The sequence below is a fragment of the Mesorhizobium sp. M0217 genome (assembly GCF_040321955.1).
In the GTDB taxonomy this organism is placed as follows: Bacteria; Pseudomonadota; Alphaproteobacteria; order Rhizobiales; family Rhizobiaceae; genus Mesorhizobium.
Genome location: NZ_JAMYSN010000004.1, coordinates 279,029 through 300,432, shown reverse-complemented (window position 1 = coordinate 300,432; position 21,404 = coordinate 279,029). Strand labels below are relative to the sequence as shown.

24 protein-coding genes and 1 pseudogene are annotated in these 21,404 nt (G+C 63.2%); 7 read left to right on the top strand and 18 right to left on the bottom strand.

All coding sequences use genetic code 11. The features are described 5' to 3' along the window. Positions 1-32: 32 nt before the first annotated feature. The 6 genes from NKJ18_RS10505 to coxB all read right to left on the bottom strand — a co-directional run bounded on the left by NKJ18_RS10505 (position 33) and on the right by coxB (position 5,290). On the bottom strand, positions 33-914 hold the full coding sequence (locus NKJ18_RS10505) for a cytochrome c oxidase subunit 3 (RefSeq protein ID WP_023668416.1): 882 nt from the start codon (positions 912-914) through the stop codon (positions 33-35). Between the two features lies 1 nt (position 915). Next, the gene (locus tag NKJ18_RS10500) at positions 916-1,542 is read right to left on the bottom strand and encodes a cytochrome c oxidase assembly protein (RefSeq protein WP_023692073.1); all 627 of its coding nucleotides are present in this window, start codon (positions 1,540-1,542) and stop codon (positions 916-918) included. Between the two features lie 8 nt (positions 1,543-1,550). Next, on the bottom strand, positions 1,551-1,706 hold the full coding sequence (locus NKJ18_RS10495) for a cytochrome c oxidase system small membrane protein (protein WP_023668418.1): 156 nt from the start codon (positions 1,704-1,706) through the stop codon (positions 1,551-1,553). After that, entirely contained in the window at positions 1,703-2,647 is a 945-nt protein-coding gene (locus NKJ18_RS10490) for a heme o synthase (protein WP_352758191.1), read from the bottom strand. The genes NKJ18_RS10495 and NKJ18_RS10490 overlap by 4 nt, the downstream gene beginning before the upstream one ends. A 70-nt stretch (positions 2,648-2,717) precedes the next feature. After that, positions 2,718-4,367: a cytochrome c oxidase subunit I gene (gene ctaD / locus NKJ18_RS10485; protein WP_352758190.1), complete on the bottom strand. Its 1,650-nt coding sequence runs from the start codon at positions 4,365-4,367 to the stop codon at positions 2,718-2,720. Between the two features lie 38 nt (positions 4,368-4,405). Next, positions 4,406-5,290 carry a cytochrome c oxidase subunit II gene (gene coxB, locus NKJ18_RS10480; RefSeq protein WP_352758189.1) on the bottom strand — a complete coding sequence of 295 codons (885 nt, stop codon included), beginning with the start codon at positions 5,288-5,290 and terminating at the stop codon, positions 4,406-4,408. A gap of 375 nt (positions 5,291-5,665) precedes the next feature. On the opposite strand from coxB, the gene NKJ18_RS10475 reads away from it, so the two are divergent. The 5 genes from NKJ18_RS10475 to NKJ18_RS10455 all read left to right on the top strand — a co-directional run bounded on the left by NKJ18_RS10475 (position 5,666) and on the right by NKJ18_RS10455 (position 9,141). Then, entirely contained in the window at positions 5,666-6,250 is a 585-nt protein-coding gene (locus NKJ18_RS10475; protein ID WP_023668422.1) for an invasion associated locus B family protein, read from the top strand. A 71-nt stretch (positions 6,251-6,321) separates the two neighbouring features. Then, entirely contained in the window at positions 6,322-6,789 is a 468-nt protein-coding gene (locus NKJ18_RS10470) for a YbjN domain-containing protein (protein WP_352758188.1), read from the top strand. A 210-nt stretch (positions 6,790-6,999) separates the two neighbouring features. Next, positions 7,000-8,412, top strand: coding sequence for a metalloprotease TldD (tldD, locus tag NKJ18_RS10465; protein WP_023738485.1), 1,413 nt, complete (start codon positions 7,000-7,002; stop codon positions 8,410-8,412). 77 nt (positions 8,413-8,489) lie between these two features. Continuing rightward, entirely contained in the window at positions 8,490-8,765 is a 276-nt protein-coding gene (locus NKJ18_RS10460) for an AbrB/MazE/SpoVT family DNA-binding domain-containing protein (protein WP_081732289.1), read from the top strand. Further along, positions 8,752-9,141 (top strand): type II toxin-antitoxin system VapC family toxin, encoded by a 390-nt coding sequence (locus NKJ18_RS10455; protein ID WP_023692077.1) that lies wholly within the window; start codon positions 8,752-8,754, stop codon positions 9,139-9,141. Before NKJ18_RS10460 ends, NKJ18_RS10455 begins: the two co-directional genes overlap by 14 nt. A gap of 66 nt (positions 9,142-9,207) precedes the next feature. On the opposite strand, the gene NKJ18_RS10450 is transcribed toward NKJ18_RS10455, so the two are convergent. Together NKJ18_RS10450 and NKJ18_RS10445 are read right to left on the bottom strand one after the other, a co-directional pair. Beyond that, on the bottom strand, positions 9,208-10,443 hold the full coding sequence (locus NKJ18_RS10450; protein WP_023668426.1) for a class I SAM-dependent RNA methyltransferase: 1,236 nt from the start codon (positions 10,441-10,443) through the stop codon (positions 9,208-9,210). Next, positions 10,440-11,234, bottom strand: coding sequence for a TlyA family RNA methyltransferase (locus tag NKJ18_RS10445; RefSeq protein WP_352758187.1), 795 nt, complete (start codon positions 11,232-11,234; stop codon positions 10,440-10,442). Before NKJ18_RS10445 ends, NKJ18_RS10450 begins: the two co-directional genes overlap by 4 nt. A gap of 146 nt (positions 11,235-11,380) precedes the next feature. Here NKJ18_RS10445 and NKJ18_RS10440 point away from each other — a divergent pair. Further along, a pseudogene (locus tag NKJ18_RS10440) lies at positions 11,381-11,781 on the top strand (GFA family protein). Here NKJ18_RS10440 and NKJ18_RS10435 read toward each other — a convergent pair. The 8 genes from NKJ18_RS10435 to NKJ18_RS10400 all read right to left on the bottom strand — a co-directional run bounded on the left by NKJ18_RS10435 (position 11,778) and on the right by NKJ18_RS10400 (position 18,397). After that, on the bottom strand, positions 11,778-12,062 hold the full coding sequence (locus NKJ18_RS10435; RefSeq protein ID WP_023668429.1) for a hypothetical protein: 285 nt from the start codon (positions 12,060-12,062) through the stop codon (positions 11,778-11,780). The pseudogene NKJ18_RS10440 and the gene NKJ18_RS10435 overlap by 4 nt on opposite strands. A gap of 145 nt (positions 12,063-12,207) precedes the next feature. After that, a complete protein-coding gene (gene dxs, locus NKJ18_RS10430; RefSeq protein ID WP_023706656.1) occupies positions 12,208-14,121 on the bottom strand; it encodes a 1-deoxy-D-xylulose-5-phosphate synthase in 1,914 nt (637 codons plus the stop codon). Between the two features lie 101 nt (positions 14,122-14,222). Then, positions 14,223-15,143, bottom strand: a complete 921-nt coding sequence (locus NKJ18_RS10425) for a pirin family protein (protein ID WP_023685413.1) — start codon at positions 15,141-15,143, stop codon at positions 14,223-14,225. A gap of 10 nt (positions 15,144-15,153) precedes the next feature. After that, positions 15,154-15,420: a DUF2277 domain-containing protein gene (locus NKJ18_RS10420; protein ID WP_181058335.1), complete on the bottom strand. Its 267-nt coding sequence runs from the start codon at positions 15,418-15,420 to the stop codon at positions 15,154-15,156. 38 nt (positions 15,421-15,458) lie between these two features. Continuing rightward, positions 15,459-15,710, bottom strand: coding sequence for an exodeoxyribonuclease VII small subunit (locus tag NKJ18_RS10415; protein WP_023668433.1), 252 nt, complete (start codon positions 15,708-15,710; stop codon positions 15,459-15,461). A 3-nt stretch (positions 15,711-15,713) separates the two neighbouring features. Continuing rightward, the gene (locus tag NKJ18_RS10410; RefSeq protein WP_352500433.1) at positions 15,714-16,640 is read right to left on the bottom strand and encodes a histone deacetylase family protein; all 927 of its coding nucleotides are present in this window, start codon (positions 16,638-16,640) and stop codon (positions 15,714-15,716) included. A gap of 71 nt (positions 16,641-16,711) precedes the next feature. Beyond that, positions 16,712-17,695 (bottom strand): hypothetical protein, encoded by a 984-nt coding sequence (locus tag NKJ18_RS10405; protein ID WP_352758186.1) that lies wholly within the window; start codon positions 17,693-17,695, stop codon positions 16,712-16,714. Between the two features lie 93 nt (positions 17,696-17,788). After that, on the bottom strand, positions 17,789-18,397 hold the full coding sequence (locus NKJ18_RS10400) for a TetR/AcrR family transcriptional regulator (RefSeq protein ID WP_023685410.1): 609 nt from the start codon (positions 18,395-18,397) through the stop codon (positions 17,789-17,791). Between the two features lie 118 nt (positions 18,398-18,515). Between NKJ18_RS10400 and NKJ18_RS10395 the strand changes: the two genes are divergently transcribed. Continuing rightward, entirely contained in the window at positions 18,516-19,739 is a 1,224-nt protein-coding gene (locus NKJ18_RS10395; RefSeq protein WP_023716104.1) for an MFS transporter, read from the top strand. A gap of 161 nt (positions 19,740-19,900) precedes the next feature. Here the strand turns inward: NKJ18_RS10395 and NKJ18_RS10390 are convergent, their stop codons facing one another. Both NKJ18_RS10390 and ribB read right to left on the bottom strand, forming a co-directional pair. Beyond that, entirely contained in the window at positions 19,901-20,221 is a 321-nt protein-coding gene (locus NKJ18_RS10390) for a hypothetical protein (RefSeq protein ID WP_352758185.1), read from the bottom strand. An 18-nt stretch (positions 20,222-20,239) separates the two neighbouring features. Then, the gene (gene ribB / locus NKJ18_RS10385; RefSeq protein ID WP_023685407.1) at positions 20,240-21,340 is read right to left on the bottom strand and encodes a 3,4-dihydroxy-2-butanone-4-phosphate synthase; all 1,101 of its coding nucleotides are present in this window, start codon (positions 21,338-21,340) and stop codon (positions 20,240-20,242) included. Positions 21,341-21,404: the final 64 nt, after the last annotated feature.

Here is a 21,404-nt window from a genome sequence, read left to right as displayed (position 1 = left end):
GCCCTTCTGATTTGTCGGTTCGGTGAAAGCCGTCAGTGGCCTTCGATCACCGCGCCGACCGATCCCCAGACGTAGATCGATGCGAACAGGAACAGCCAGACCACGTCGACGAAGTGCCAGTACCAGGCAGCCGCCTCGAAGCCGAAATGCTGCTTGGGCGTGAAGTCGCCTTTCCAGGCGCGGATCAGGCAGACCAGCAGGAAGATGGTGCCGATGATGACGTGGAAGCCATGGAAGCCGGTCGCCATGAAGAAGGTGGCGCCGTAGATGGAATCCTTGAAGCCGAACGGAGCGTGCATGTACTCGTAGGCCTGCACCATGGTGAACAGCATGCCGAGGCCGACGGTCAGCACCAGGCCGTTGATCAGGCCCTTGCGGTCGCCATGGATGAGCGAATGGTGCGCCCATGTCACCGTGGTGCCCGACAGAAGCAGGATGATGGTGTTGTAGAGCGGCAGATGGAAGGGATCGAGGACTTCGAGACCCTTCGGCGGCCAGACGCCGCCAGTGAAAGCGGTGCGGGCGTAATTCTGCACTTCGCTCGGAAACAGGCTGGCATCGAAATAGGCCCAGAACCAGGCAACGAAGAACATCACTTCCGAAGCGATGAACATGATCATGCCGTAGCGCAGATGCAGCGACACGACGCGCGTGTGGTGGCCCTCATGCGCTTCCTTGATGGTGTCCGACCACCAGGCAAACATCGTGTAGAGGACGATGACCAGGCCGATGAAGAACAGCCATGGATTCGCGATGTTGTGGCCGAAAATCGGAAAATCGCCGTTCTTGAGATACTGCATCAGGGCGACGCCGCCGACTGCAGTCACCAGCGCGCCGATCGACCCCAGGAAGGGCCATGGGCTCGGGTTGACGAGATGGTAGTCGTGTTGTGGTTTTGCGTGCGCGTCTGCCATATCAACCCCCGAGATTTGCTTCGGTATCTGAAACTTTGCTGCTGCTGTCCGGCGTCGATGACGCCACCGGCTTGTTCTTTTGGACCGGGAACATGGTGTAGGACAGGGTGATCGTCTTCAAGTCCTTCAGTTCCGGCACGTTGACGATATCGGGATCCACATAGAACACGACCGGCATGTCCAGCGTCTCGCCGGGCTTCAGCGTCGTGTCGGTGAAGCAGAAACACTCGACCTTGTTGAAGTAGGGGCCCGCCAGTTCCGGCTGCACGTTGAAGGTGGCGCGGCCGGTAACGGCGCGGTCGAACTTGTTGGTGGCGCTGTAATGCGCCTGCGTGGTCTCGCCGATCTTGATGGTGACCGAACGGGCGACCGGCTGGAACTGCCACGGAATGCCGTTGGTGTTGGCGTCGAAGCGCACGGTGATGTCGCGGTCGAGGATGCGGCCGGCATATTGCTTTTCGGCGCGCTGCGTCGTGCCGCCATAGCCGGTGGCCTGGCAGAACATCTTGTAGAGCGGCACCGCAGCGTAGGCCATGCCGATCATGCCGCCGAAGAAGGCGACGCAGACGGCGGCGACGACGCGGTTGGTGTTCTTCTTCCTGGGATCGGTCACGGTCTGGCGGGTCATCATCGGCCTCATCCGGTATGGCCGAATTTCACGATGGTCGCGACGTAGAAGATGACGACCAGAATCGCCAGCGCGACGCCGATCGCCGCCGAACGGTTGCGCCGCGCCTTCTTCTGGCTTTCGGTCAACGTGACCAGTTCAAGCTTCTTGTCGATCATGGTCATGCTCCACCGATGGCCAAAGCGCGACCGACGACACAGTCGGCAAGATAGATGGCGAAGATGGCGAAGAGGTAGAGCAGCGAATAGGCGAACAGAGCCTTGGCCGGCTTCATGACGCGGTCGCTATCGGCCATGCACAGCACTTTCCAGGCATAACAGACGAAGCCGGCGCCGAGAGCCACTGATGCGACGCCATAGAAGGCGGTGGTGAAACCGAGCACCCAGGGCAGCACACCGATCGGCGCCAGGATCAGGGCGTAGGCAAAGATCTGGCGGCGGGTCGAGGCCTGGCCGGCAACGTTCGGCATCATCGGGATGCCGGCCTTGGCGTAGTCGTCGGACTTGAACAGTGCCAGCGCCCAGAAGTGCGGCGGCGTCCACAGGAAGATGATCAGGAACAGGACGAGGCTTTCCAGGCTCACCGTTCCGGTCACCGCGGCCCAGCCGATGACCGGCGGGATGGCGCCGGCGGCACCGCCGATGACGATGTTCTGCGGCGTCGAGCGCTTCAGCCACATCGTGTAGACGACGGCGTAGAAGAAGATGGTGAAGGCAAGCAGCGCCGCCGACAGCCAGTTGACCAGTACGCCCAGCGTCATCACCGATAGTACCGAAAGCACAAGGCCGAAGCTCAGGGCTTCGCCGGGCAGGATGCGGCCGGAGGGTACCGGGCGGCCGGCGGTCCGGCTCATTACTGCGTCGATGTCGGCGTCGTACCACATGTTGAGCGCACCAGAGGCGCCGGCGCCGATGGCAATGGCCAGGATGGCGATCACCGCCAGCAGCGGGTTGATGGTCACGGGCGCAGCGACCATGCCGACAAAGGCCGTGAACACCACCAGCGACATGACGCGCGGCTTCAGCAGGGCGAAGAAATCGCCCGACGTGGCTTCCGACATGCGAAAGCCCGCTTCGTCAATCATTGGGTCGTCGACAAGGGCCATGCGTACATAAGTCCAATCATTCCGTTGGCCGAAACCGCCGGCGGGCCGGCGGTTTCGTATTCGGGCTGCCTTACTTGATCTTCGGCAGCTGTTCCCACTGGTGGAAGGGCGGCGGCGAAGGCAGCTGCCATTCGAGCGTCGTTGCACCCTCGCCCCACGGATTGGCGCCGGCGACGCGCTTCTTCTGGAAGGCCTCGAACACGCCATAGAGGAAGATCACCACGCCGACGGCCGATATATAGGAGCCGTAGGACGACACCATGTTCCAGCCGGCGAACGCGTCGGGATAGTCGATGGTGCGGCGCGGCATGCCGGCCAGGCCGAGGAAATGCTGCGGGAAGAAGATCAAATTGACGCCGACGAAGGTGACCCAGAAGTGGGTGTTGGCGATCACCGGCGAGTACATGTAGCCGGTCATCTTGGGGAACCAGTAGTACCAGCCGGCGAAGATGGCGAAGACCGCACCCAGCGACAGCACATAGTGGAAGTGGGCAATGACGAAATAGGTGTCATGCAGCGAGCGGTCGAGGCCGGCGTTGGCGAGCTGGACGCCGGTGACGCCGCCGACCGTGAACAGGAAGATGAAGCCCAGCGCCCACAGCATCGGCGTCTTGAACGAGATCGAGCCGCCCCACATCGTCGCGATCCAGGAGAAGATCTTCACGCCTGTCGGTACGGCGATGACCATGGTGGCGAAGACGAAGTAGCGCTGCGTGTCGAGCGACAGGCCGGTCGTGTACATGTGGTGCGCCCAGACGATGAAGCCGACAGCGCCGATCGCGACCATGGCGTAGGCCATGCCGAGATAGCCGAACACCGGCTTCTTCGAGAAGGTCGAGACGATGTGGCTGATGATGCCGAAGCCCGGCAGGATCAGGATGTACACTTCGGGGTGACCAAAGAACCAGAACAGATGCTGGAACAGGATCGGATCGCCGCCGCCATCCGGGGCGAAGAAGGTGGTGCCGAAATTGCGGTCGGTAAGCAGCATGGTGATGCCACCGGCCAGAACCGGAAGCGACAAGAGCAGCAGGAAGGCGGTGATCAGAACCGACCAGGCAAATAGCGGCATTTTGTGCAGCGTCATGCCCGGCGCGCGCATGTTGAAAATGGTGGTGATGAAGTTGATGGCGCCGAGGATCGAGGACGCGCCGGCAATGTGGATCGACAGGATCGCCAGATCCATGGCCGGCCCGGGCTGGCCGGAGGTCGACAGCGGCGGATAGAGCGTCCAGCCGCCGCCAACGCCATAGGCGCCGGGCGCGCTCGGCATGAAAGCCGAAGCGATGAGCAGCAGGAAGGCCGGCGGCAGCAGCCAGAACGAGATGTTGTTCATGCGCGGGAAGGCCATGTCAGGCGCGCCGATCATGATCGGCACCATCCAGTTGGCGAAGCCGCCGATCAGCGCCGGCATGACCATGAAGAAGATCATGATCAGCGCGTGCGCGGTGCCGAAGGCGTTGTACATGCTCTTGCCGCCGTCGATGGCGGCATCGCCGTTCATGCCATAGACCATCTGCGCCAGACCGGTGAAGATCTGGATGCCCGGCTCCTGCAGCTCCATGCGGATGACGACCGAAAGCGCGCCGCCGACGATGCCCGCGAAGATCGCGAAGATCAGGTAGAGCGTGCCGATGTCCTTGTGGTTGGTGGAGTACACCCACCGGACCCAGCCATGATAGGGCTTGTGGTGGTCGTCGTGAGCTGCAGCTTCTGCCATGGTCGGCTCCGTTCCCTAATTCTTGCTAACCCGCGGCATCAATTGCCGGCGGCCGCTACCTTGTTGGTACCGTCGACCTCGGCCATCAGCGCCTTGTTGGCGCCGGGGAGGTCGGTCTTGGCTGCTGCCAGCCAGGTCTTGTACTGCGCATCGGATACGACGCGGACGGCGATCGGCATGAAGGCATGGTCCTTGCCGCAGAGCTGCGAGCACTGGCCGTAATAGATGCCTTCCTTTTCCGCCTTGAACCACGTCTCGTTGGTGCGGCCGGGAACCGCGTCCATCTTGATGCCGAAGGCCGGAACGGCAAAGGAATGGATCACGTCGGCTGCGGTAACCAGGACGCGCGTCATGGTGTTGACCGGCACGACCAGCTCGTTGTCGACCGCCAGCAGGCGCGGATAGACCTTGCGGTCTTCCTTGCCGATCGCGGCGCGGTCGGCGTCCTGCAGGATGGCCGAGTTGAAGGAGAGCGTGTTCTCGGTCTGGTACTCATAGTCCCAGTTCCACTGATTGCCCGTTACCTTGACGGTCAGCTTGGCCTCTTCCGGCGGCGTGTACTGCGCCGTCAGCAACTGGAACGAGGGAATGGCGATGAACAGCAGGACGACGACCGGCCCGACTGTCCAGATGATCTCGATCAGCGTGTTGTGGCTGGTCTTGGACGGAACCGGGTTTTTGCTGGCGCGGAACCTGAAGATGCACCAGGCGAGAAGCGCCAGAACCAAAGCAGTGATCGGGACGACGAACCACATCGTGTAGTTCCCGAACCACTCGATCTGCCGCATCATGTCTGTCGCCGGCGGCTGAAAAGTCATCTCCCACGGCTGCGGCTGGGCCGCATGGGCGGAGGCACCGGCGAAAAATGCGGCGGCGGCGCCTGCTGTTGCCATCGATTTGGCGCTTGCTGGGAATTTTCTCATCGCCCTCTTCATCTCCCGGTTCCTCGCGATCGCGACGCAAGAATATCGAACAATGCCGGGATGGGAATCCCGGACAGTCCCAAGGGTGGTTCAAACCATACTCTATTTCCCTCCGCAAGAAAGGAGCGGGCGAAACCGTGCGGCATTTTTGCGCGCAAGTGCTGCCGCGCTGTTTCGACGGCCTCGTGGCCCGCGCGGGTCGTCGACAGACAGGCTATGCGGGCTTGTGTCCGGAATGCGCCCGACGGTCGCAATTCGGGCGAATTTGCTAGGGAAAAGCGCATTATTGCGCCCGCCGGGGCTGACCGGCGGTCGCCCTATCCTTTACTTGGCCTTGGCGCGGCTTAAAGTGCCGTGATTCGCAATGGAGCCGTCATGACCTCTTGGCTTTCGAGAAACGCCTGGCATTCGAAGAGCGCCTGGCATTCGAAAAGCGCTTGGCTTTCGAGAAGCGGGGCGAAGGTCGTTTTTCTCGCCGCCCTGATCGGTATCGGCTCGTCCGCAACCGGCGTCGCCAATGCAGCGCAGCCCAGCGGCACGGTCAAGTCGACGCATGGCGCGTGGTCGATCATCTGCGACACGCCGGCCGGCGCCACCTCGGAACAATGCGTGATGATGCAGAACGTCGTTGCCGAGGATCGCCCGGAAATGGGACTGTCCGTCGTCGTCCTGCGCACCGCCGACAACAAGGCCGAGATCCTGCGCGTGCTGGCCCCGCTCGGCGTTTTGCTGCCCAATGGCCTGGGCCTCAATGTCGACGGCAAGGATATCGGCCGCGCCTATTTCGTGCGCTGCTTCCAGGACGGCTGCTATGCCGAGGTCATTCTCGAAAAGCCGCTGCTCGATACGCTGAAGACCGGGACGTCGGCCACCTTCATCGTCTTCCAGACGCCGGAAGAAGGCATCGGCATCCCTGTCGACCTCAAGGGCTTCGCCGACGGTTTTGCCGCCCTGCCCTGAGCTTGATGCTTGCGAAACCGTTTCCTGACGCACAATTCCCACGGGTTTGATTGTTGGCTGTGGGGGTCATCATGCGTGCTTTTTCTTTGCTTTTTTCGACCGGTCTGATCCTGACCGGCGCCGTTTCCGTCGCCTTTGCCGAGGATACCGAAATCATCACGGCGCCCGATCCGGCCGTCATTTTCGAGCTTGCGAAAGGCTATGGCTCGGCCAAGATGGACAAGGATGACGGCGGTGATCCGATGATCTCCGGCCGGCTCCAGGGCATGAAATATGTGATCTACTTCTATGGCTGCGAAAACCATGAGAAGTGCAAGTCTATCCAGTTCTCCTCGGGCTATACCGACCCCTTCACGGCCGACCAGGCCAATGAATGGAACAAGAAATACCGCTGGGTGAAGGCCTTTTCCGGTGACGGGTCGAACTTCAAGATGGATGTCATGTTCAGGGGCGGCGTTACCCGCTCCTACCTCGAAGAGCAGTTCTCGAACTGGGATTCCATGACCAGCGACATCAAATCGTTCGTGGACGAGAAGTAGAGCCCTAAAGCGCGTCGCGCTGAAACGGATTCATACGACGCGCTTTAGGTCTTTGTTTGATGCATGTCGTTATCCCAGAACCGCGGCACACTTCTGGGCGACATGCATTAGCGCTCCACTGTCCGGCTGCGGATCGTCATTGCGGATTGTGCAGGCGCGTCTTCGCGCCTACATCGTGGCAACACCATTCCTCCTGTGAGCGGACCTGCCATGAACAGCCTGACCGGCCAATTCGACATTTCAGATGATCGCATCAAGCGGATCGTCGCCGACACACTGAACGGCGCCGATGACGGCGAACTCTTCCTCGAATACAGCGAGAGCGAAGCGCTGATGTTCGACAATGGCAGGCTGAAGACCGCCAATTTCAACACCGACCAGGGTTTTGGCCTGCGCGCCGTGGCCGGCGAGGCCAGCGGCTACGCCCATTCCAGCGATCTTTCGGAGGCGTCGCTGCTGCGCGCCGCCGACGCGGTCTCGACCGTCAAGGGCGGCTATTCCGGCACGCTTGCCGCGGCACCCGCGCGCACCAACCGCCATCTCTATGGCGAGGAGAACCCGATCCCCTCGCCTTCCTTCGAGGTCAAGGCCAAGCTGTTGCAGGAGATCGACGCATGGCTGCGTGCCGAGGACCCGCGCGTGCGCCAGGTGACGGCCTCGCTCGCGGCGTCCTGGCAGCATGTCGAGATCGTGCGCGCCGACGGCCAGATCGTGCGCGACATCCGCCCGCTGGTCCGCATCAACGTTTCCGTCGTCGTCGGCGACGGCGACCGCCAGGAAAGCGGCTCCTATGGCATGGGCGGGCGCAAGGCGTTCGGCGAGTTCCTGGTCGAGGACGCCTGGAAGCATGCTGCCAGGGAGGCCCTCAGGCAGGCGCTGGTCAATCTCGAAGCCATTCCCGCGCCGGCCGGAACGTTCGACATCGTTTTGTCCAGCGGCTGGCCGGGCGTGATGCTGCACGAAGCCGTCGGCCACGGGCTGGAGGGCGACTTCAACCGCAAGAAGACCTCCGCCTTTGCCGGCCTGCTCGGCCAGCAGGTCGCCGCCAAGGGCGTTACCGTGGTCGATGACGGCACCATGCCGGAGCGGCGGGGTTCGCTGACCGTCGACGATGAAGGCACGCCTTCGGCCCGCAATGTGCTGATCGAGGACGGCAAGCTTGTCGGCTACATGCAGGACCGCCAGAACGCCCGGCTGATGGGCATGAAAGCCACGGGAAACGGCCGGCGCGAAGGCTATGCGCACCAGCCAATGCCGCGCATGACCAACACCTATATGACGGCGGGCGACATGGAGCCGGACGAGATCATCGCCTCGGTCAAGAACGGCATCTATGCGGTATCCTTCGGCGGCGGCCAGGTCGACATCACCTCAGGCAAGTTCGTGTTCGGCTGCACCGAGGCCTACATGATCGAAAACGGCAAGGTGACGCAGCCGATCAAGGGCGCCATGCTGATCGGCAACGGACCGGACGCCATGCACCGTGTGTCGATGATCGGCAACGACATGAAACTCGACACCGGCATCGGCATGTGCGGCAAGGCCGGACAAGGCGTGCCTGTCGGCGTCGGCCAGCCGCATCTCAGGATGAACCAGATGACCGTCGGCGGCACCAGGGTTTGAGGATACGAATCCGGTCGGCTTGAATACCTTCCGCGATAGGGATATCTTACGTTCGTCTTACGCAAAGGTCCTTCGCGATGGCCGCGACCGAAAAACTTATAACGACCGTCTCTACCAAGGGACAGGTAATCCTGCCCAGCGCGATCCGCAAACGGAGGGACTGGGGCGCGGGCACGCGCCTGCAGGTCGAAGACACACCGGACGGTGTACTTTTGAGACCGGCGCCTGCCTTTGCCCCGACACGACCAGAAGATGTCTTTGGTGTCCTGCCGCACAGTGGCAGACCGAAGACCTTGGAGGAGATGGACGCGGCCGTCCTTGCTGAAGCACGGCGGCGCCATGCTCGCGATTGATACCAACGTTGTCGTCAGGTATCTGACGAACGACGATCCCGAGCAGTCCCCGCGAGCCCGGCGGCTGATCGACGGTCAGCCCGTTTTCGTCGCCGTCACGGTGATCCTGGAGGCTGAGTGGGTGCTGCGCAGCGGCTATGGTTATGATCAGGCCTCGATCGTCAATGCACTGCGGGTGTTCGGCGGGCTTCCCACTGTCGAGATAGAGGATGCTGCGATCGTCTCTTCCGCGGTCGATCTAGCCGAGACGGGAATGGATTTCGCCGATGCGCTCCATCTGGGCAAGTCCTCGCACTGCTCAGCATTTGTGTCCTTCGACCGTAAGTTCATCAAGGCCGCACAAGCGGCCGGGTACGAAAGCGTTCGCGAAGGCTAGTTTGCCAGCCGGCTACGTCTTGCGGGGGGCGGCAAACTCAAGCACGGCCTTGTGAAAATCGGCGGATTAACGTCGCCGTTTCGGCTTCTCCAGCAGCGCCACGGCCTCGACATGCGGCGACCACAGGAACTGGTCGATGGGCGTGACGCTCTTCAAGATGTAGCCGCCGTCAATCAGGATGCGCAGGTCTCGTGCCAGCGTCACCGGATTGCAGGAGACGGCGGCGACGAACGGCACATCCGAGCGGGCGATCTGCTTCGACTGGTCCTCGGCGCCGGCGCGCGGCGGGTCGAAGACGACGCCATCGAAAGCATTCAGCTCCTTGAACGTCAGCGGCCGCCGGAACAGGTCGCGGCGTTCGCCGGTTACCCGCTTCAGGCCGGTGGCGAAGCGCGATCCGCGGTCGAGCGCCGAAAGGGCTGCCGCGTCGCCTTCGACCGCGTGGACTTCGGATTTGGCCGCCAGCCGAAGCGCAAAGCTGCCGCAGCCGGCGAAAAGATCCGCGACTTTCCTGGCACGCTTCAGATGTCCGCCAACGAGATCGGCCATCGTCTGTTCGGCGGCTTGCGTTGCCTGCAGGAAGGCGCCAGGCGGTATGGCGACAGCGACGGTGCCGAACATGACCACCGGCTTTTTCGGCTCGATGACAATCTCGTCGTCGATCGAAAGCCGGGCAAAGCCATTGGCCATGATGAAGTTGGAGGCGACCCGGCGCTGGTTCTCGCCCAGCTTGCCCGACTCATAGACAGCGACGTCAAGCCCCGAGCCCGTCACAGTGACCGCCATCCGGAACGATTTGGTGGTGGCGCAAACCAGGTCGGCGACCGACCTCAAGCGATCGAGCGCGGCAACGATCTCCGGCAGCGAGATCGGACATTCCTCGATGGGGATGATTTCCGGCGACAGATGGCGATGGAAGCCAAGCAGCATGCCTGTGTCGGCGCGCCTGGCGGCAAGCACGACGCGGCGGCGTGTGTGTGGCGCACACGGCACCAGGGCGCCGATGTCGCCGGCAATGCCTTTCAAGGCATGCACGACCTTGTCGCGTTTCCATTGCTGGTAAGCGTCGGCTTGCAGATGCTGGACGGCGCAGCCGCCACATTCGGTGAAATGCCGGCAGGCCGGATCGATACGCAGCGGCGACGTCTCCAATACCGCCATCAGCATGGCGCGATCCCTCTCGCGCGCGGCGGTGACGGTCTCGCCGGGCAGGGTGAAGGGAATGAACAGCTCGCCGGTTTCCGTCTCGGCGACGCCGTCGCCCTGCGAACCCAGTCTCTTGATGGTGAAGCCCGTGCTCATCGGTCCTTGGTCCCGGCATCCTTGGTCCCGGCATCCTTGATCCCGGCAAGCAGGAATTCGCGGTTGCCGTCCCCGCCTTCGATCGGCGACATGTGCAAGCCCAATGTACGCCAGCCAGGGACGCCTTCGAGCCATTCCTGCAGCAAGCCGGCCACACGGGCGGCGTCATAAGGGTCTTTCAAAAGACCGCCCTTGCCGATCGCCTCGCGGCCGGCCTCGAATTGCGGCTTGACCAGAAACACCGCACGAGCGCCGTCCCGTGCCAATGTCAACGCCGGTGGCATCGCCAGTTTCAACGAGATGAAGCTTACATCGGAGACGATGAAATCGGGGATACGGCCGCCGAGATCGGCAGCCGCGAGCTCGCGAGCGTTGAGGCCCTCGATCACGGTGACGCGCGGGTCGGACGAGACACCGGGATGCATCTGGCCGTGGCCGACATCGATGGCAGTGACATGGGCCGCGCCGCGTTCGAGCAGCACCTGGGTGAAGCCGCCTGTCGAGGCGCCGATATCGAGGGCTTCACTGCCCGCGGGATCGAGACTGAAATGGTCGAGCCCGGCGATCAGCTTCAGCGCCGCGCGTGAGACATAACCCTGCGCCGGGTCGTCGATGACGATGAGACAGTGCGGCAGAACCGTCTGGCCGGGCTTGCGGGCGACCACGCCGTCGACCGTCACGGTGCCGCGCTCGACCGCGTCGCGGGCGCGCGAGCGGCTCGCAAACAGGCCGCGCTGGACGAGCAATTCGTCGAGCCGCTGGCGTGTGCTGGCTGGCAGAGGGGAGTTCATCGGCCTTCATGGCGAAAGCCGGCCGCGAAGGCAAGGACATTGGCATAGGAGGACGTCGAGACCCGGGCCGCAAGCCAGTCCGCCCGGTTGAATAGCGCAGCCAGTCCGGCAAGATGTAGAGGCTCAGGCAATGCGGAGGAAGACGAATGCTGACGGGAACCTGCCATTGCGGCGCCGCCCACTGGACCCTGGAAGGCGATCCCGGCCCGATCACGGCCTGCAATTGCACGCTTTGCCGCCGCTATGGCACACTCTGGGCCTATGACTTTGTCGACGAGCGTATCCGGCTTGTGGGGCCTGTGCAGTCCTACACCCGCGCTGGCAAGGAGACGCCGTCGCTGGAAATACTGTTTTGCCCGACATGTGCCTGTGTGCTTGCCTGGCGCGGTTTGCGCCGCAGCGACAGCGGCCGCACGCGGATCGCCGTCAATGTCAGGCTGGCACCGCCGGAGGCGGTCGCCGACCTGCCGATCGACCATTCGACGGGCTGGACACTTATGACGACCTGCCGCGCGATGGGCGCTGCGTGCGCGATATGTGGTTTTAGAAGATCGTCCGTGAGACCTGCCGTTCAACGGCCGGCATCAGGCCGTCGCTTCCGTCATCTGAAGCCTGCTTGCGCGGGCGCTCGACAGCAACGACTGGTGCGTCCGGCACGACGACAAGCTGCGGCACCTGCTTGTAGGAAAAAGCGCCCCTGATATCGCCCATCTTGCGGGCGACGATGCCTGCCACCGCCTGTTCGAGCTTGCGGTCATAGCGCGTCTCGGCCATGGCCGGCGCGGCGATGACGGCCAAAAGGGCCGCGCCGCACAGAAGCGTTCGCATTGTTTTTAACTCCCTGCCTGGAGGCAGTTCTAGCAGGGCGGCGTTGAAAAACGGCCAAAAGAGACGGTAAGCGAAACGCCAAAGAGAAGCGTTAACAAAGTGTCAGGCTTGCACAGGCAACTGCTTCAGCTGCGTGAGGTTTGATTCAGGCGCGCTGCGCGCGCGCGGAATGGCCGAGCGCGACGAACACGGTGCGCACGATGCCGGCCGCGTCGAGCCCGGCATCGGCATACATTTTTTCCGGCTTGGCGTGGTCGGCGAACTCGTCCGGCAGCACCAGCGGCCGAACTTTCAGACCGCTTTCCAGCAAGCCTTCATGGGCGAGGAACTGCAGCACGTGGCTGGCGAAACCGCCGACAGCCCCCTCTTCCACCGTCACCAGCACTTCGTGCGAGCGGGCGAGACGGCGGATCAAATCCTCGTCCAGCGGCTTGGCGAAACGGGCGTCCGCAACCGTCGTCGAAAGCCCTGCCGCGCCGAGTTCCTCGGCCGCCAGCAGACAGTCCTGCAGTCTTGTGCCAAAGGACAGAAGCGCCACCTTGGTGCCTTCCCTGACGATGCGGCCCTTGCCAATTTCGAGCACCGAGCCGCGCTCCGGCATGTCGACGCCGACGCCATTGCCGCGCGGATAGCGGAAGGCGATCGGGCCTTCGTCATAATAGGCGGCGGTGCGCACCATGTGGCGAAGCTCCGCCTCGTCGGCGGCCGCCATCACCACGAAGCCCGGCAGCGTCGCCAGGAAGGTGGTGTCGAAGGCGCCGCAATGAGTGGCGCCGTCGGCGCCGACGAAACCGGCGCGGTCGATCGGGAAACGCACCGGCAGTTTCTGGATCGCCACATCATGGACGACCTGATCGTAGGCGCGCTGCAGGAAGGTCGAATAGATGGCGGCGAAGGGCTTGTAGCCCTCGCTGGCGAGGCCGGCGGCGAAGGTCACGGCATGTTGCTCGGCAATGCCGACATCGAAGGTCCGGGTCGGAAACGCTTCGCCGAACAAATCGAGGCCGGTGCCGTTCGGCATGGCGGCGGTGACGGCGACGATACGTTCGTCCAGGCGGGCTTCCTGGACCAGGCTTTCGGCAAACACCTTGGTGTAGGCCGGCGCATTGGCCGGGGCCTTGGTCTGCGCGCCGGTGATGACGTCGAACTTGTTCACGCCGTGATATTTGTCGGCCGCAGCCTCGGCCGGCGCGTAGCCCTTGCCCTTCTGGGTCACGACATGGATCAGCACCGGACCGTCGGCATGGTCGCGGACGTTCTTCAGCACCGGGATCAGATGCTCGAGATTGTGGCCGTCGATCGGGCCGATATGGTAGAAGCCAAGCTCCTCGAACAGCGTGCCGCCGGTGACGTAGCCGCGCGCATGCTCGACCGCCCGCTTGATGGCGCGATCGGCACGCTTGCCGAGATAGGAGGTCAGTTTCTTGCCGAAGTCGCGCAGGCCAAGATAGGTCTTGCCAGAGGCAAGCCGCGCCAGATAGGCGCTCATGGCGCCGGTCGGCGGCGCGATCGACATGTCGTTGTCGTTGAGAATGACGATCAGGCGAGCATCGAGCGCGCCGGCATTGTTCATGGCTTCATAGGCCATGCCGGCAGACATGGCGCCGTCGCCGATGACGGCAATGACATTGTTGTGGCCGCCGGAGAGGTCGCGCGCCATGGCCATGCCGAGGCCAGCGGAAATGGAGGTCGAGGAGTGCGCGGCGCCGAACGGGTCGTATTCGCTCTCGGCGCGACGGGTGAAGCCGGACAGGCCGCCCTCCTGGCGCAGCGTGCGGATGCGGTCGCGGCGGCCGGTCAGGATCTTGTGCGGATAGGCCTGGTGGCCGACATCCCAGATCACGCGGTCTTCCGGCGTGTTGAAGACATAGTGCAGCGCCACCGTCAGTTCGACGACACCGAGGCCGGCGCCGAGATGCCCGCCCGTATGCGAGACGGCATCGATCAGCTCGGCGCGCAGCTCCGAGGCCAGCTGCGGCAGCTCGCTTTCGTCAAGCTTCTTCAGGTCGGCTGGAATGCGGACCTTGTCGAGAAGCGGCGTATGCAGCGTTGCGTTCACTGGTAAAGGGCCTGCTCAGCTATGATGCGCGTCGATCATGGCGAAATATGCCTGCGTCGCCGGAATGTAAATGCGTGTCAGTGACGCGGGTGATGCTGACGTTAATTGTCCGGTAACGGAATGAACTCTTCCTCGTCTCCGGGAACGATATCGAAGCGGCCCGTCTTCCATTCCTGCTTGGCCTGTTCGATGCGTTCCTTCGACGACGAGACGAAGTTCCACCAGATGTGGCGCGGGGAGCCGAGCGAAGCGCCGCCGAAGAGCATGAAATGGGCGCCACGCTCCGACGACACGACGATCTCGTCGCCAGGCCGGAACACCAAAAGCCGTTCGGCCGGAAAGCGGTCGCCCGAGATCGAGACATCGCCATCCAGCGTGTAGATGGCGCGTTCCTCGGCGTCGGCGGGAATTTTGACGCTGGCGCCGGGCGCCAGCCTCAGATCGGCGTAGAGCGTCTCGGTGTCGGCTCTTACCGGCGAGCGCAGTCCCTGGAAATCGCCGATCACCACGCGGCCGGAAACACCTTCGGCGTCGATCTCGGGCAGAAGGAGCGCGGCCGTGTTCTCGAACACCGGCGCCACTTCCTCCTTGCCGTCGGGCAAAGCCAGCCATGTCTGCAGGCCGGAGACCGACATCGGCGCGCCGCGCAGTTCTTCGGGCGTGCGCTCGGAATGGACGATACCGCGGCCGGCGGTCATCAAATTCACGTCGCCCGGCTGGATGACCATCTCGGTGCCGAGCGAATCGCGGTGCCTGATATTGCCGTCGAACAGATAGGTGACGGTGGAAAGCCCGATATGCGGGTGCGGGCGCACATCCATCGCCTGCCCGGCGCGCAAGATGGCCGGCCCCATGCGGTCGAAGAAGATGAAGGGACCAACCAGCCGCCGCTTTGCCGTCGGCAGAGCGCGGCGAACCTGGAAGCCGCCAATATCCTTGGCGTTTGGAATGACCATGAGCTCGATCTGGTCGCTGGCGAAGGCATCGCCAGGCTCAGGGTCCTTGCCGGGGAAGAAACTCATCTGGATGTCCTCAGGCGAAGCGGAGCGCCGATTTGGCTTTTGCCTTGGCCGCCACCTCTTCGCGATTGCGCGGATGATGCGTGGTTTCCAGCGAATGCAGCAATTCGTGCGCCGATTCGGCGATCGCCTCGACGGCACGGTCGAAGGCCGCCTGGTTGCGCTGCGAGGGGCGCGTCGTTCCGCTCAGTTTGCGCACGAATTGAAGCGCGGCGTCGCGGATCTCGTCATGGGTTGCCGGCGGATCGAAATTGAACAGGGTCTTGATGTTTCTGCACATGCTTGAACTCCTATCTGCTTTATGCCCGCCCCATTCCACTACTCCGCGTCGAGCGGCTCCGTTCCCACCGGTTTGCCATCACGCGACAGCCTGATCTTCTCGACCTTGTCTTCGGCGGCCTTCAGCAGCCGGTCGCAATGGGCCTTCAGCGCCTCGCCGCGCTCATAGATCTTGATCGACTGGTCGAGCGGCACGTCGCCGCGTTCCAGATCATCGACAATCTTTTCCAGCGCGTCGAGTGCCTGCTCGAAGCTCATCGCCTTGACGTCTTCGTTTGCTTCGCCAGCCATACTTTACCCCTTCATCAGCCGCCCGACATGGGCGGCGACCGAAAATGCCAGTCCCTGCAGATCGTAGCCGCCCTCAAGCAGGCTGACGAGCCGGTTGCCGCTGTGGCGCCCGGCGCGTTCCAGCAACTGGCCTGTCGCCCAGTCGAAATCGTCCTCGCTGAGGTTGATCTCGGCCAGCGGGTCGCGATGGTGAGCGTCGAAGCCTGCGGAAATGATGATCAGATCGGGCGCGAAATTGTCGAGCGCCGGCAGGACGCGCGACAGCAAGGCATCGCGAAACATGTCCGAGCCGGTCTGCGGCGCCAGCGGCGCGTTGACGATGTTGCCGGCGCCGGTTTCGCTCTTGGCGCCGGTGCCGGGATAGAGCGGCATCTGGTGCGTCGAACAATAGAGCACCGAGGGATCGTCCCAGAAGATGTCCTGCGTGCCGTTGCCGTGATGCACGTCCCAGTCGACGATGGCGACGCGCTCGGCGCCGTGTTTCTTTTGCGCATAACGCGCGGCAATCGCCGCGGTGTTGAACAGGCAAAAGCCCATCGCCGTGGTCTTTTCGGCATGATGGCCTGGCGGACGTGCGGCGACGAAGGCATTGGCGACGCGGCCCTCGAACACGTCGTCGACGGCGGCGTTGGCCGCACCGATGGCGGTGACCACCGCCTGCCAGCTTTTCGGGCTGGCGCTGGTGTCGGCGTCGATCGAGGCGATGCCGCTCTCAGGGATCGCGGCGCGGACGCGGGCGACGAAATCCTCGGGGTGGGCGTAGAGAATGGTGGCCTCGTCGCCTTGCGGCGCCGTGACCCGATCGAGTGCGGTGAAGGCCTCGTCGTCGAGCACGCGCTCGATAGCGCGCAAGCGGTCCGGCCGCTCCGGATGACCGGGGGGCGTCAGATGTTCGAGGAAGATCGGATGGGTGTAGAGCCTGGTGACCATGACCCGATATAGGCGCGCCCGGCCGCTTTGACCATGGTTTGACGCCGCACCGCCCCGACGTTCAACAGGGATTACACCCCGGGCGCCGACTGCGTCCAGCGCGAGCCGCCGAAGGAAGCCACCGCCTTGTCCCTGAGTTCCCTGAACTTGGACGACCCCTTGGCCAGCCGCTGGTCCCATTCGGCGTTCGGCATCTGGCGTTCGATGGTCTTGAAATAGACCTGCATCAGGCAGGCTATGGCGAAGGGTTCGATGAAGGCCGCCTTGAAGGCCCAGGCAAGGAGGATGGCGAGCACGAAGGCCCAGCCGCCGAGTTGGCCCGGAATGAACCACATGATGGCTGCGGCCGGCGCCAGCATCAGCAGGAAGATGACGAAGGACACGCCCCACATGATGACCGCCAGCCAGATGGCGTTCTTGACCATGGTCTTGCCGTTCTGGGCGTAGAGCACGACGCCTTGCCGGGCTGTCTCGAAGGGCGATGATGAATTGATGCGGATGTTGTAGCCGAGGATGATCTCGTCGACATAGGTCAGCGACAGGCGGATGACCGTATTGATGAAAGCGATCAGGCCGCCGAGACCCGGAATGGGCAGGAAGGCGGCGATGCCGCCGATCAGGCCGGTGATGGCGCGGATGGCGCCCTTGACCAGCTGGTCGACCACGAAAAGGATGTTGGCCTCGGCGAAACGCTCCTTCACCACGTCCTTGGCGTAGGCGATCTGGTCCTGCCCATTGGGAACGTCCCGGCCATCGATCAAATGGACCATGACGGCGATATGGCCGGCCTTGACGACATAGAGGATGTATTCGCGGATCCAGTACAGCGCGATCGAAACGACGCCGATGCCGACGATGCCGCCCCAGAGCGCAAAAGACAGCGGCCCGTCGGGATCGGTGGAGATGTGGCCGACGCCATAGCCGACCGAGGCGCCGCTGCCGGTCGCCACGATGTAGGCGAGCGTAATGCCGAAATAGACGATCATGCGAAAGACGATGAATGGCCATGTCCTGATCATGATGGACACCGACCTGCCGATTTCGAAATCCCACATGCGCCCGAATCTCCCCTCAGAGATGGACGGCGAGGATGAACCCGGGCCGGGAATTGTCAATCTCGGCAATGCCGGGGATCGGCTGGCGAGATTTCAGACCGGCTGCGAGTCCTGCTTTTTAAGCAAGCCTTCAAGCAACTGCTGGAAGGCCGCCACCACGGTCTTCGACGTGGCTTCGGGGTCGTTCGAATTGGCGATGCGCTGTGCCGCCTGGCTGCTGGCGCCGTTGATCAGCCGGGCGGCGGTTTCGGGGTCGACGCCGGGGACGACCACCCCCTCCTGCTGCAGAGCCGTCAGATGATCGGTCATTGAACCGACGCAGGCATTGGCATTCGGCCATTGCGCCGGATCGCCGAGCACAGCCGGACCGTCGCGAAACATGATGCGCTGGATTTCCGGCTCCAGCGCCATCTCGATATAGGTCGTGCATTCGTCGACGAAACGCTGCCAGCGGCTTGGCGCCCGCGACGCAATCTCATGGATGCGGACGGCCATCTCGCCATCGATTTCGGCGATGACAGCCTGCAGCAGGCCCTTCTTGTCGCCGAAATGATGGTAGAGCGCGCCGCGGGTCAGCCCGGCCGAGGCGGTGAAGTCGTCCATCGACGCCTCGGCATAGCCGATTGTGCCGAAAGCGTGGCGGGCCGCCGTGATCAGCTTGGCGCGCGTTTCGGCAATCATCTCCTTGCGGGGTCTGTGCATGGTTCTGGCCTTATTCACATACGCTTCGTATGCCAATTGACATACGCGGCGTATCGACTACCTATATTCATACGGACCGTATGTAATTGTCGAATTGGCCTTTGTCGAGGAACCAGCCATGCAAAACCCATACTCGGAAATCTTTGGTGCCCCTGGAGCCAAGGGGTTTGCCGCCGCGGGCTTCCTCGCGCGGCTGCCGATCGCCATGGCGCCGATCGGCATCGTGGCCATGCTCTCGCAGACGCGTGGCGAATACTGGCTGGCGGGAGCTGTCTCGGCGACGTTCGCGCTGAGCAACGCTTTCGTGGCGCCGCAGATATCACGGCTGGTCGATCGCCTCGGCCAGACGCGGATCGTGATTCCGACCACCATCCTCACCGTGCTCGCCTTCGCGGTGCTGATTGCCGCAGCCAATCAGGACTGGCCGGTGTGGACGCTGTTTGTGTCGGCACTGGCGGCCGCCGCCATGCCCAGCATGCCGGCGATGGTGCGCGCGCGCTGGACCGAGATTTTTCGCGGCCGGCCGCAGATGAACACCGCATTCGCCTTCGAATCGGCGGCGGACGAACTCGTCTACATTGCAGGCGCATCGCTGTCGGTGGGCTTGAGTGCCGCTCTGTTCCCGGAAGCCGGTGTCCTGGTCAGCACGCTATTCCTCGCCCTTGGCTCGGCAGCCTTCATCCTGCAGCGTTCGACCGAACCACAAGTGCGGCCGGTGAATCATGTCTCGAGCGGCTCGGCAATCCGGCTCAGGTCGGTGCAGATCATCACCTTCGCCCTGATCTTCGTCGGCGCCACCTTCGCGACCACGGAAGTGAGCACGGTGGCGATCACCAAGGAACTCGGCCAGCCGGGCGCCGCCAGCCTCGTCATCGGCGTCTATGCGCTGGGATCGTTCGTGCTCGGCCTTATCGTCGGCGCGCTCAACCTGAAAGCGCCGCTGCAGCGCCAGTTGGCCCTCGCGGTCGCCCTCGTTGCGCTCGGCACGCTGCTGCCGCTCACCGCCGACACGGTGCCGCTGCTGGCGCTGACCGTTTTCATCAGCGGCGTGGCGATCTCGCCAACCTTCATCACCGCCTTCGGCCTGATCGAACGCCACGTGCCGGAAGCGATGCTGACCGAAGGCATCACCTGGGTGATGACAGGCATCGGCATCGGCATGGCGCTCGGTTCGTTTGCCGCCGGTGCGGTGGTGGATGAATTCGGCGCCCGCAACGGGTTCTGGGTCTCGGTGGCGGCCGGCGTCATCGCATTGGTGACGGTGTTGCTGGGCCAGCGCAGCCTGGCCACCCGCGCCTGCGAGCTGGACGGCTGCGGTGCAGCCGCCGTTCCCGCGGAATAAACGCACAAGCGTCCGGTCGGGAACGCGGATCGGACGCAGCTTCTCAAAGGAGCGCGGCTCCCTACGACTGTTCAAGCCTCTTGCGGATCTCGTTTCCATCGAGAACGACAACAGGACTTCCCAGTGTCTCAACCATATCCGGGTTCAGATGGGGTATGGTTTCAGCGCGCCCGACCATCGGCGGACATTCTCCGGCGCAATACACGACCGAGCTGGTGACACGCAGGATTTTCCACAGCGCTTCGTAGAGGCGGATCGTCGGGCGGCCGCGCGACGGTGAAGCCTGAACATCGCGAGGCATCGCCGGGGTCGAAATTGAGATAGAGGTCGGCCGACGACGCATCGTCATAGGCGACGACCCAGCAGGTGAATTCAGGTTCACGCCTGGTGACGAACGGCGCGAAGGCATCCTCGACGATCGATGTGGGGAAGTAGCTCTCTTCGCCATCTTCAAAGCAATTGAGATAGGCCTCGAAGCTCATCCGACCGCCCCCTGTCCCCTAGAAAATCTCGGTCTTGGCGATATGAATGCCAAAGCCCTCAAGCCCGACATAGTGGCGTTCGCGCGAGGCGATCAAATTGATCGAGGAGATGCCGAGATCCTTGAGAATCTGCGCGCCGAGGCCGATTTCTCGCCACTCGTTCTCACGGCGGCGGGCCTCTTCGTGGTCCTCACGGTCGGCACTCATCGGCCGGTTGCGCTCCTGATGGGCGACGCCGACCGAACCCTCTCGGAGGTAAACGATGACGCCGCGCTTGCGTTCGCCCATCGCCTTCATAATGGCGTCGAGCCGGTGGCTGGTGCCGAACACGTCGGTCACCACATCCTCCGAATGCAGCCGCACCGGCACGTCCTCGCCGTCACGGATGTCGCCGAAAACGACCGCGACATGGTGCATGGAATCCCAGGGCAGCGTGTAGGTGAAGACCTGTGCCTTGCCGCCGAGTGTGTCGATTTCGGAGCAGGCGACGCGTTCGACCAGCGTTTCCTTGCGCTGCCGGTAGGCGATGAGGTCGGCGACCGAGACCTGCTTGAGGCCGTGTTCCTCGGCAAAGCTCGCCACCTGCGGGCCGCGCTTGACGGTGCCGTCGTCATTGACCAACTCCGAGATCACGCCAACCGGCGGCAGGCCGGCAAGCTTGCAGAGATCGACCGCGGCTTCGGTATGGCCCGAACGCATCAGCACGCCGCCTTCCCTAGCGATCAGCGGGAAGATGTGGCCGGGGCGAACGAAATCCGAACCGCCGACATTGCCGTTGGCCAGGTTGCGCACGGTCAGCGTGCGGTCCTCGGCCGAAATGCCGGTGGTGGTGCCATGCTTGAAATCGACGCTGACGGTAAAGGCCGTGGTGTGGGCGGAATCATTGTCGGCGACCATCGGCTGCAGATTGAGCCGCTTGGCCTCCTCGCGCGGCATCGGCGTGCAGACGATGCCGGAGGTGTGACGGATGATGAAGGCCATTTTCTCCGGGCTGCAATGCACGGCGGCAACGATCAGGTCGCCCTCGTTCTCACGCCCGTCATCGTCCATGACGACGACGATCTCGCCGCGCTCGAAGGCGCGGATGGCTTCGACGATTTTCTTCTGATCGTATGGCATTGGCTCGCTTCGCTCGCAGGGAATAGGGGTTGGGCAGTAGGAGTTAGGGAAGGAAGTACGGGCT

What these genes read in the sequence shown, in the direction of transcription:
- NKJ18_RS10505 (WP_023668416.1), bottom strand. Translation starts at nt 914, where the DNA reads ATGGCAGACGCGCACGCAAAACCACAACACGACTACCATCTCGTCAAC.
- NKJ18_RS10500 (WP_023692073.1), bottom strand. Translation starts at nt 1,542, where the DNA reads ATGACCCGCCAGACCGTGACCGATCCCAGGAAGAAGAACACCAACCGC.
- NKJ18_RS10495 (WP_023668418.1), bottom strand. Translation starts at nt 1,706, where the DNA reads ATGACCATGATCGACAAGAAGCTTGAACTGGTCACGTTGACCGAAAGC.
- NKJ18_RS10490 (WP_352758191.1), bottom strand. Translation starts at nt 2,647, where the DNA reads ATGGCCCTTGTCGACGACCCAATGATTGACGAAGCGGGCTTTCGCATG.
- ctaD (WP_352758190.1), bottom strand. Translation starts at nt 4,367, where the DNA reads ATGGCAGAAGCTGCAGCTCACGACGACCACCACAAGCCCTATCATGGC.
- coxB (WP_352758189.1), bottom strand. Translation starts at nt 5,290, where the DNA reads ATGAGAAAATTCCCAGCAAGCGCCAAATCGATGGCAACAGCAGGCGCC.
- NKJ18_RS10475 (WP_023668422.1), top strand. Translation starts at nt 5,666, where the DNA reads ATGACCTCTTGGCTTTCGAGAAACGCCTGGCATTCGAAGAGCGCCTGG.
- NKJ18_RS10470 (WP_352758188.1), top strand. Translation starts at nt 6,322, where the DNA reads ATGCGTGCTTTTTCTTTGCTTTTTTCGACCGGTCTGATCCTGACCGGC.
- tldD (WP_023738485.1), top strand. Translation starts at nt 7,000, where the DNA reads ATGAACAGCCTGACCGGCCAATTCGACATTTCAGATGATCGCATCAAG.
- NKJ18_RS10460 (WP_081732289.1), top strand. Translation starts at nt 8,490, where the DNA reads ATGGCCGCGACCGAAAAACTTATAACGACCGTCTCTACCAAGGGACAG.
- NKJ18_RS10455 (WP_023692077.1), top strand. Translation starts at nt 8,752, where the DNA reads ATGCTCGCGATTGATACCAACGTTGTCGTCAGGTATCTGACGAACGAC.
- NKJ18_RS10450 (WP_023668426.1), bottom strand. Translation starts at nt 10,443, where the DNA reads ATGAGCACGGGCTTCACCATCAAGAGACTGGGTTCGCAGGGCGACGGC.
- NKJ18_RS10445 (WP_352758187.1), bottom strand. Translation starts at nt 11,234, where the DNA reads ATGAACTCCCCTCTGCCAGCCAGCACACGCCAGCGGCTCGACGAATTG.
- NKJ18_RS10435 (WP_023668429.1), bottom strand. Translation starts at nt 12,062, where the DNA reads ATGCGAACGCTTCTGTGCGGCGCGGCCCTTTTGGCCGTCATCGCCGCG.
- NKJ18_RS10425 (WP_023685413.1), bottom strand. Translation starts at nt 15,143, where the DNA reads ATGAGTTTCTTCCCCGGCAAGGACCCTGAGCCTGGCGATGCCTTCGCC.
- NKJ18_RS10420 (WP_181058335.1), bottom strand. Translation starts at nt 15,420, where the DNA reads ATGTGCAGAAACATCAAGACCCTGTTCAATTTCGATCCGCCGGCAACC.
- NKJ18_RS10415 (WP_023668433.1), bottom strand. Translation starts at nt 15,710, where the DNA reads ATGGCTGGCGAAGCAAACGAAGACGTCAAGGCGATGAGCTTCGAGCAG.
- NKJ18_RS10410 (WP_352500433.1), bottom strand. Translation starts at nt 16,640, where the DNA reads ATGGTCACCAGGCTCTACACCCATCCGATCTTCCTCGAACATCTGACG.
- NKJ18_RS10405 (WP_352758186.1), bottom strand. Translation starts at nt 17,695, where the DNA reads ATGTGGGATTTCGAAATCGGCAGGTCGGTGTCCATCATGATCAGGACA.
- NKJ18_RS10400 (WP_023685410.1), bottom strand. Translation starts at nt 18,397, where the DNA reads ATGCACAGACCCCGCAAGGAGATGATTGCCGAAACGCGCGCCAAGCTG.
- NKJ18_RS10395 (WP_023716104.1), top strand. Translation starts at nt 18,516, where the DNA reads ATGCAAAACCCATACTCGGAAATCTTTGGTGCCCCTGGAGCCAAGGGG.
- NKJ18_RS10390 (WP_352758185.1), bottom strand. Translation starts at nt 20,221, where the DNA reads ATGAGCTTCGAGGCCTATCTCAATTGCTTTGAAGATGGCGAAGAGAGC.
- ribB (WP_023685407.1), bottom strand. Translation starts at nt 21,340, where the DNA reads ATGCCATACGATCAGAAGAAAATCGTCGAAGCCATCCGCGCCTTCGAG.